This window comes from Vibrio mediterranei (assembly GCF_900088415.1).
Lineage (GTDB): Bacteria > Pseudomonadota > Gammaproteobacteria > Enterobacterales > Vibrionaceae > Vibrio > Vibrio mediterranei.
In genome coordinates this window covers 789,902-799,329 of record NZ_FLLQ01000002.1, presented here as the reverse complement: position 1 = coordinate 799,329, position 9,428 = coordinate 789,902, and the positions used below count along the sequence as shown (strand labels likewise).

At 40.5% G+C, this 9,428-nt stretch carries 8 protein-coding genes and 1 pseudogene; 4 read left to right on the top strand and 5 right to left on the bottom strand.

From position 1 onward, the window contains the following. Positions 1-439, bottom strand: a 439-nt coding sequence (locus tag VME0621_RS09795; RefSeq protein ID WP_156750266.1) for a substrate-binding domain-containing protein, incomplete at its 3' end; no start/stop codon positions are given. Between the two features lie 1,079 nt (positions 440-1,518). Between VME0621_RS09795 and VME0621_RS09785 the strand changes: the two genes are divergently transcribed. Then, a complete protein-coding gene (locus tag VME0621_RS09785) occupies positions 1,519-1,746 on the top strand; it encodes a hypothetical protein (RefSeq protein ID WP_065311635.1) in 228 nt (75 codons plus the stop codon). Between the two features lie 1,256 nt (positions 1,747-3,002). Continuing rightward, positions 3,003-3,596 (top strand): hypothetical protein, encoded by a 594-nt coding sequence (locus VME0621_RS09780; RefSeq protein WP_062458257.1) that lies wholly within the window; start codon positions 3,003-3,005, stop codon positions 3,594-3,596. 215 nt (positions 3,597-3,811) lie between these two features. Here VME0621_RS09780 and VME0621_RS09775 read toward each other — a convergent pair whose 3' ends face one another. Next, positions 3,812-4,570 carry a hypothetical protein gene (locus tag VME0621_RS09775; RefSeq protein WP_062458254.1) on the bottom strand — a complete coding sequence of 253 codons (759 nt, stop codon included), beginning with the start codon at positions 4,568-4,570 and terminating at the stop codon, positions 3,812-3,814. Further along, entirely contained in the window at positions 4,563-5,681 is a 1,119-nt protein-coding gene (locus VME0621_RS09770) for an AAA family ATPase (RefSeq protein WP_017101203.1), read from the bottom strand. The genes VME0621_RS09775 and VME0621_RS09770 overlap by 8 nt, the downstream gene beginning before the upstream one ends. Positions 5,682-5,978: 297 nt before the next feature. Here VME0621_RS09770 and VME0621_RS09765 point away from each other — a divergent pair, with 297 nt between their 5' ends. Next, positions 5,979-6,995: an IS110 family RNA-guided transposase gene (locus VME0621_RS09765; protein WP_062458251.1), complete on the top strand. Its 1,017-nt coding sequence runs from the start codon at positions 5,979-5,981 to the stop codon at positions 6,993-6,995. 687 nt (positions 6,996-7,682) lie between these two features. Here the strand turns inward: VME0621_RS09765 and VME0621_RS09760 are convergent. Further along, on the bottom strand, positions 7,683-8,021 hold the full coding sequence (locus VME0621_RS09760; protein WP_062458249.1) for a hypothetical protein: 339 nt from the start codon (positions 8,019-8,021) through the stop codon (positions 7,683-7,685). 160 nt (positions 8,022-8,181) lie between these two features. Beyond that, the gene (locus VME0621_RS09755) at positions 8,182-8,394 is read right to left on the bottom strand and encodes a hypothetical protein (RefSeq protein WP_062458246.1); all 213 of its coding nucleotides are present in this window, start codon (positions 8,392-8,394) and stop codon (positions 8,182-8,184) included. A gap of 176 nt (positions 8,395-8,570) precedes the next feature. On the opposite strand from VME0621_RS09755, the pseudogene VME0621_RS09750 reads away from it, so the two are divergent. Next, positions 8,571-9,338: pseudogene (locus tag VME0621_RS09750) on the top strand (IS5 family transposase). The last annotated feature ends 90 nt before the right edge of the window (positions 9,339-9,428 follow it).

The window sequence follows — 9,428 nt, the reverse complement described above, 5'->3', positions numbered from 1 at the left end:
CGTCAACACTTGAGCTACGCTCCATCTTAGCTGCAAGCATTTTTCCTAAATCATAGGCTCCTTGGAGATTGTTTGATTTTATGTAGGACAAGTAGTCGCCACTCTCTGCTCCAATATCGGCAATGACAACAGGGATCTGGGCTTGTTTTGCCAAATTAAGCAAGGTCACCGCAGCAGAAGAATTCGTAGGAGACATGATAATGGCATCAGCCTTCATATCGATGGCCACTACAAGGTTTTCTAATTCTTGTTTAGCATCATTGTTGGCAGAGAGGACAAGCACGTCGTAATCATAGACGTTTGCTTTCGAAGTAACTCCTCTACTCATAATTTCCCAAAAGGGTATTCTCAAATCTGAAACAAGATAAACCAGTTGCTTTTCAGACGTTTCTCCATCCATAGAGAGAAAGAGCAAGCATAACACGATCATCTTTTTCATAATGGTCTCCTACTAAACTCTAGTTAGCAACACATGTAACGCTGGACTTAGCAACATAGAACTAACATTATTATATTAGTATAAATCAATGTAATGTCTTTACTGCCTCCTTATCACGCAGAACATTTACAAAGAAGTACTATCTCCACTTTTCTAGCAAAAAGTCAGCCCACTCTTTCGAAATGAACTTAAAGTCTACTGCTTGTTCATCCCGAACTAGAAACACATAGTACTCAACTTCACGCTTCTATCTGGGAGTCATGAGCCAATAGGTGATGCTCTCTGCTCTTGAGGTGTTGCTGGAGGTTAAGATAAATCCACCTCTACTTGTTTTAATACATAGATGTAACTCCACACACTCTGGTTTGTCCATACATCAACGACTCCTACAGAACATACACTTTAATGGCCGATTGGTATTCAGAACCATCATCTATTTCCATCTGACACTCAACATTCGTCTCCATGTATATCCCAAAGCTCACCGTCCTCTACGATGCTAAACCATTCTTCATTAGAAAAAATAGTCATCCCCGTATAATAACCTTATGAATAATATTGAGTGTTTTATAGGTTAGATAATCAATCGCTTTTTACAATATGATTTTTCCTAAAAATTAGTCTTGATTGATATTCAGAATGACCTTTACTTAAACTAAGAATGGCAGTCAATGTGTGAGGGGCAGCATGCGACACATTATCGCAATACAAACGGTTCATTTGTCGTCATGCGCACTCGTTTACGCTTTTTGGGCAGATGGCATAGTCGAGAAAGCCATAACCAAAAACAAGCGCGTGGTTTTTTATGCCGCTAGAGGAAATCATTGGAGCGACTATGGAAAAAATGAAGGTGCCTTATATACAAGAGACAATTGAAATTGATGGGTGTTTTTATGTTTCAACAGAGGTGGAGTTCGAATGTTATAAGGGGGACGTGTTGTCACACTGCAATAAAACACCTTATGACATAGCTGACAACCCCTACGGGAGACCCGACTCAAACATCGACATATTTGTTTGATATGAAATTTAAGAACACTGCTCATATAATCAGAGTAATACGGATTGATTCTACTATAATGTCGCATTCATTAATCGTGTCGAAGCAACAAACTTTCGCCAAGGCTTGCAGCTACGTTCAGTCATTAAATGCCGCCGAAAAAGCTAACTATCTTTGTGGCAATCAATCGATGTTAGAATTTGCGGTAAATGCTGAGATATCAGCCTCAATAGTTGAACAGCACAAAGATATCATTGAAGCAATTTTGCTGGGTAGAGTCTTTTACTTTGATACTCCTGCAGAATAAAGTTGCCATTTATCTGTTAGCCATGGCAAGTCTGGTTATGTATTTAGTTGAATTGATTTCACCCTACTATGACATTCAGAAATAGTCAGTGTAAATAACTTGAAAATCAAAGTTCTCATACTAGTCTGTTGGACGTAACTTTAAGTTCCTTGTTGTCGTGTATCAAGCACCAAATCTATACTTATGGTGCTTTTTTTTGCCTATCGTACACTACATGTCGGCTTACAACACACAACGTTGCTCCATTTATGTCCGCATTGGTCTGGTGATACCATTTACCTTTACCATAAGTTTTTTTTCGGGGAAATTTCATTTATGGAATGACGCTCCCTACAACGGTAAGACTGATAATGGGACAGATGTGAGTTGTTGCAGAATCTGCAATCACTGAGCTTTCTCGTTACTCGGGCAACTATTGCAAAAATTGCAACAGTTCAACTACCGAGGGATCTTCGATAGTTGCTTGATAAGCAATGTGGGTATTTTGCACATTAGTTAGTTCTATTGCCGAAGCGACGAGATCAGAGCAGGGTTGGAGCAGAGGTGATTTACGAAACAACCTGTTTCGCAATTGTGCAAGACCCTCTTGCATAATTGGTTACTAGAGTTTGTCCAATAACCTGTTGGACAATTGGGAAACAGCTTGTTTCACAAATAAATCTCATGATGGTTTCTTGCGCTCTAAACACATCTTGGGGCAAACCTGAGCGAGCCACATCAACTAGCTCTAAGGTGGACAAGAACTTTGTTAGTGAGTCTCTTAAATTAGCATATGACGGATAGTTTTAGGTATTGCAATCCCTTTATCTAGTGATCTACTTCGCTTAGCAACTACAACTTCTGTCGGTGGACAACAAAGTTTGAAACTCGAACAATAAAGATTAGAACTATGACAATAAAGTGCGAAACTTTTCGGTGCCATTTGTCGTAGTTTGCCTTCTTCTCTGAGAAGATTTTGCCCCAAATCTTGTTAGGTGAAATGCTCTACACATTTTAATGGGCGTGCTTTTCCCCTACCAAATCTTATCCGATGAAAAAGGGTAAGAGCATGCTCATTCTGGGGAGTGAGCAAGTTGAAAATCTTATTGGTCAGAATGCGCCGGAATTATACCTAAACTTTCGGCAATTTCTTAAATTCACATCCTAGTCGCTAGGCAATACGGGCATTAGATTGAGCGTGTATATGATTAGCGTTATGATTGGTCATCTATAAATGCGGGATAAATCCGTCTAATAAGCGTTAATTGGCATGGAATATGATCGAAAATAGAGGTGATATCACTAATTCACTAGTTCATCTTACAAAGGAAAGAATAGGTCGAAGGCAGCAAGATGGAAAAGGGCAGGATAAACAGTATTCTGCTTTAGATGTTCTGTGTGAAATTTTGAATGATGGTGAGATATTGGGAAGTACAAAATCTGGTTTTATTAAAGGCGATAATCCAGCAGTTTGCTTTTCAGAAACTCCATTATCTGCACTTAAACACTTTGCTTCTAATGATCAAGAAAACAAAGAGTTTCGCTACAGGTATTACGGTGTTGCAGTTAGTAAGCATGCCGCTTTTGGTGAGGACGCTAGACCTGTTATCTATCTACCAGATAGCGAGGCTAAATGGATACCAAATTCACAGAAGTGGCGTCATGTTCGTTATGAATACGGTTCAATCGACTGGACATTTGAGCGAGAGTGGCGGAAAAAGGGAAACTTTAACCTTAAAAATTTACCTGGAATTTATGTTATTTGTTGGAACGCAACTGAAGTAGAGCGCTTGCAACATAGCCTACATAAAGATTTAGTTGGTAAAGTTCGTGGGTTTCTACCAATGCTTCACCTAAATCAGATGCTATAAGCCATTTAATAGATAAGTATTAAGCATTGCACAGCCAACGTTAAATCCCAAGTGTTGAACAAGCCCGTCTATACAAGTAAATGGTGTGTTCGACTTTAGAAGGGTACGTGACGGAGTTTTTTCTTCAGGTGAGAGTAATCATCGCCGATAAGGTGTACAGAACGTTCATGATTTCTATGATTCCCTGCAATCTCCGGACACAACTCGTTGTTTAGCTAATCGGCTAACCCTAATATCTGATAGGTGTCACTACCGTAGTGCTCTAAAAGCATTAGAGGAAAGCCACTGATTACTGCTACTTGGTTATGTGGGCGGTGCTTCTCCATTTGTCTCTCAAATAGCGTTACCATACAAATTGGCGATGTTGGCAGATCCAAAACGTCAGTAATCAAGCAGTTTGCTCTTGATAAGTGCTGTTTGGCAATACTACTCCAAGTATCTTGGGTATATAGCCCCCAGTTGAGAAACTGCTTGTCCATTTCGGGTGCCGCATTTACCCATCTCTTGTAATTGGCCAGATCTGTTGTTTCGTGAGTAAGATATTCGACTTGGTTACCTTTTTGGTGGCGAATAGCCTCTACCATAGGGTAGCTTACACAAAGCAAGCCTTTATCTTGAGCATCATTAAATAGTTCAACCATATGACGTATTTTATTGTCGTCAGCGTTAGAGCAATGACAGTCGTAGTCGAAGAATAGATATATTTCACTTATGTTTTCAGGATCTTCTATCTCCATGACCGCTAAGTCATCATCTGTTGGGTTTTCCCTATTTTCTAGCTGTTCGGAAATGAACTCGTAAGTATCAAAATACTCATCCTTTGTTATCTCGCGGAACAACTTATAGATATTCATTCCGTAAGTGGTTTGAACTACGATCTTGTTGTCTCTATCGAGTATCGTATTCCTTAGATTTCGCGCAATGTTAGGCTCAGCTCCTGCACCTTCAAAAACAAATAGGACGTTGCTACTCATCAAATGCCCCTGCACGATACATCTTTTCTAGATTGTGTGCTTTGCGTAACTCCCTATCGGTTAAATTATACAGAGGCTTCAAAGCATTCTGATCTAGGATGTAATAGCAGTCAGGTCGGAGCACATGGTTAGATAGTAGAGTGCTGTTGTGAGTAGTGATGATCGATTGGCACGATGTTTTAGACACTAGTTTTACTATGCGTTTGGATAGAGCAAAATGATAGTAGGCATCGAACTCGTCAATGTAAGCGAAGGTAATTTCTTCATTTAGCATTTTAAGGTACCAGTAGTAGAAATTACCAAGGGATACTGTACCAGTAGAAGCTATCTGTGAAAATTCGATACTTTTATTACCAAAATCGAACTCGATTTGCTCCTTACCTGCATCACCAGTCTGAATTAGCTTACATTCCACTCCTGACTCATTTAGGAAGGCTTCAAAATCTTCTAGTTTATCTTGTTCAATGATGCGCTGTGAAATTCGTTTAGTTTCTAGGGGTTTACCGTGAAACTCTGTCGTTTTAGTTAGAGTGCGGAAAAATACCATTCCTTCTACAAATTTGATGAATTGGAAAAAAGCTGCTGATTCTTTGGTTGGTTCCAGCAGTGCATTCGATTCAAGGTATTTAATAGGAGATATCTTACGACCCGTGAAATCATTCTTTAGGTGTTCAGCGCCAACAAAGTTATATGAAGCAAGCGCAGATTTTCTACGGTCAATACTAATGACTTTTTCTTCGTCGATATAGAGGTTCTCGAAGACTGTTTCAGCGCAGTTCTCTTTACCATAGTGATAGACAACTTCTACACCATCAAACTCAAACGTGTATGTGAACTCTGCTAGTGCACCTTCATCCATGCTAGCGTTTAAGTAGTTGAGATGCAGAGACGGTATGATGTTGGGGCTATCTAATAGATGACATGTAAGGTCAAGAATTGCCAATCCAAGGTTCGATTTACCCACACCGTTACCACCGTACATTACAGCACTGCCTACAATGCCATTTTCTACAGCGTGTGAGTTAAACTCATATGATTTATCGGTACGTAGGTTTATCTCAAACTCTTCACCGAAGTTACGAAAACCTTTAACCTTTAGATTACGTAGCATCTTTATTTGCTCAATATTTGGTTTGTTGACATAGAAATACCACATTATAGACCAACTGCCGTAGAAAAAATACGGCAGAGTCGATTGGCTCACAACACTATTGAGAGATTCCGAGATAAAAGTAATACTAAAAGTGAACTGTACCTGTGACTGCGGGCTCAGAACTAGGCTGTCAATCCATACCTAAAGTTATTAATGAGTTGCTAATGCTAGATTTTTCGAAACTCATTAATTAGATGGTACGCCCCACACCTACACTAAACTCAGCTATGTCGCTGAACTTCGGGAGGTGCCATCATGTCGGCTATTAAAACTATCGGTATTGATCTAGGTAAATCTACTTTCCATGTCGTTGGTCATGACTATGCTGGCCAACAACGTTATAGACACAAATTCTCTAGATCAAAGTTACTTCAGTTTATCTCGGTTCATGAGCCAGTATTAATAGCAATGGAAGCTTGTTGTGGAGCGCACTGGCTTGCTAGAAAATGCCAAGAGTATGGGCATCAAGTTAAACTGATCCCTCCACAATATGTTAAGCCCTATGTTAAGAGTCATAAAAACGACTTCATTGATGCTGATGCGATTGCTGAAGCTGCAACTCGACCTAGGATGAGGTTTGTCTCACCTAAAACTGAGCAAGCGCAGCTAGGAGTAGTAATCCGAAGAATCAGAACAGGCTATATTCGAGAGCGCACCGCAGTCATGAACCGTATAGGCTCAATCCTCACTGAATTTGGGTTCAGCTTTCCACGCGGACATGCAAATATGAAACGGCTTTTTCAGTGGTTGGCTGATACAGGCCAACAGGTTCCACCTTTGCTTATTTTTGAGTTGCGAAATCAGCTTGATCATTACAATGAGCTTAATAACAAAATCAAAGAACAAGACAAAAAGCTAGAGACTCTAAATAGTGGTAATGAGTTATTCACGATTTTACAAACAGTACCTGGAGTCGGGCCTATGACCGCTGTTTGCTGCATATCTTCGGTGTCCGATCCTGAAGATTTTTCTAATGGCCGCAACTTCGCTGCATGGCTGGGTCTCGTTCCATTTCAGTATTCAACAGGTGGGAAGCCGAGAATGCTTGGGATCTCTAAGCGTGGGAATAAAGAATTACGAGAACTCTTTATACACGCAGCCAGAGCAGTACTCTGGAGAGATGGAACGGCTGAAAAATATTTTGGTAAGTGGCTAATAGAGCTAAAGCATCGAAAGCCTTTCAATGTTGCTTTGGTAGCATTAGCGAATAAGCTAGCAAGGATTGCTTGGTCTGTTATGGCAACGAAAAAGCCTTTTGAAATAAGAAGATAAATCAAGTTTGCATATGAAAATGAAAGATGACAAAACGGTTAGACCACCAGATTGAAGACCTTGTGGACAGAACAGCAACTTAGAGTGCTTTCTCATTTTTGAGGACAATCTGGCGCGGATCTCATCGTAGAGCTGGGGCTAAAGTAAATTGGTCTCAATTAGACTCTGAATACATTAGCGCAAACCAACTCCGTTTTTTTGGATTTTCACTTGCAAAACGGGGCGTACCATACATTTTGTCCAATTCCGTGTCAGAGAATTTTGGCCGACAAATCTCGCTAGAATTTGCCCAACTTGTCCTAATATCCGGTCAGAATTAGTAAGAGAGTCCTATAGAATATCGAGTTCGCACATCTGGATATTTGGTTATTGATTTTTGGCGAAACCATTTGATCACATGAAAAGGTGTGATTCTACCTTAACTTTATGATTTTTATCAAAATAATTTTGGGATTCCTCTGCACTATGTGAGTATCAAGAAGTTGTTTGGTTTTAAATAAAAGCCCCTTAGCCAATTCGGTTAGAGGGTTTTTATTTCTGTCAGAAGCGGTACCCGCAACCAAGACAAGTTGGTTGGATATCAGGAGGGAGAGTTATTATCAATGAGCAGGAGGGACATAAGTCGCCTTGTGTGAGTTTCATTATCTGTATACTCTCACCTTCTTCAATCTCGGTTTACCATTTTTGTCATGGTAACGAATTGTTTCGGTATAGTTTTTGCCAGTATCTGCGATGTTGCATGTGTAATCCGCAGATAAAGTAAGGGGCGCAAATAGCACCCCAAGTAATATCAATTTCTTCATTACCCCCCTCTAGATGACTCTTTAATTTAAAAAAACAGTCAGTAGTTATTGCTCGCTCACCACTCAACTCTTTATCATACTTGTGGTATGTAATTCCATTACTCTCTTGGGTGTAATCCGCCCACTGTGTGGTTGGTTCAGGCGTAACCGAGTTATTGAAACTTCCATCACCACAGCCAGCTAGGATTGAAGTTGATAATATTGCTAGGATTAGTTTCTTCATGATTAGAACTCCACCACGTTGAAGCCGATTGTCATTTTACCTTCTGGCGTTACGCGTGAGTCGGTGATGCCATGAGCCTTCACAAATTTGCTGTACTCTAGATCAATTCTCTTACCTGTAGGATTACCGAAAATAACGATCCCTTTCTCACCATCAAAGTCTATTGAGCGAATCTCTGTGATTTCGAAACCATTGTGATCGTACCGTTCACATTGATGACGTAGATTGTGTCACCGATATCAGCGTTAGCTAGTTGTTGATAGTTGTGCTGTGACTCAGAAAGATCGAAAACAGGTCTGTCACCGTTCTTGTTCTTACCATAGATAGAAAAGTGGTTCAGGTTTTGCGTCTTATTGTTAGCTAGAAATGGCATATTTGAATCCTCAAATAAATACAGAACATGGAACGGTATTATTGTAAAAATACAGTGCACTGTTAAGAATAATTCACTTTAGAGAGGTTGGATTTGCGAATGGCTTTGTTGCACAAATCGAGTAAACTAAATCAGAATCTCAAGATCAGGGACGTTCATTCACTGGCTTTGATTTCATGCCGAAGCCTCGTTATAAAACTACCAACTGGCGTAGGTATAATAACTTCTTGAACGACAGAAGTTCACTCACGTTTTGGATTGACGAGGAGGCCATAATTGAGTGGAAAGAACCTAAACAGGACAGACGTGGTAAATCAAGGCTTTTTAATGATCTCGCTGTCACGACGGCTCTCATGGTAAAGCGCATTTTCTGGCCATTGATGCAACGGGGCTCAAAGTATACGGTGAGGGAGAATGGAAAGTGGAAAAGCATGGAACTGATGGTAAGCGTTCGAGTCTGGCGTAAATTCCATCTTGCGGTTGATACAGATACACATGAGCATGAAATAATCGTCGCAGAGCTGAGGTGTGACCGATGCGGAAGTACTCCCCTACCTACTCAAGCAAACAGGTCGAACCATCAAGGCAATCTCGGGAGATGGTGCATATGATACAAGAGAGCGTCATAGGGCGATTAGGGTTAAGAAAGCGATACCTCTAATCCCTCCGCGTGAGGGGGCAGCTTTCTGGGGAAAAGGGCATCCACGTTAACCTAGCAGTTGGCTGCCAAAAGCTCTATGGAGCGAACAAAAAGTGGAAACAGAAGTATGGTTACCATTAGGCGGTCATTGTCGGAGGCCGCTATGTATCGCGTAAAACAACTACTAGGTGCTTCACTTACACTTCGGAATTATAACGCACAAGTTGGTGAGAATTACGCCATGATTAAAGCACTCAACAAGCTAACTGGGATAGGCATGCCTAAAACCTACTATGTTGTTTAAGAACTGATCAACGTAGGGATAACAAGTATTTTCACCGAAATAAGCAACAAAGCTGGTTAGGCTCGTAAATTAATAAGTGAATAAGGCGAT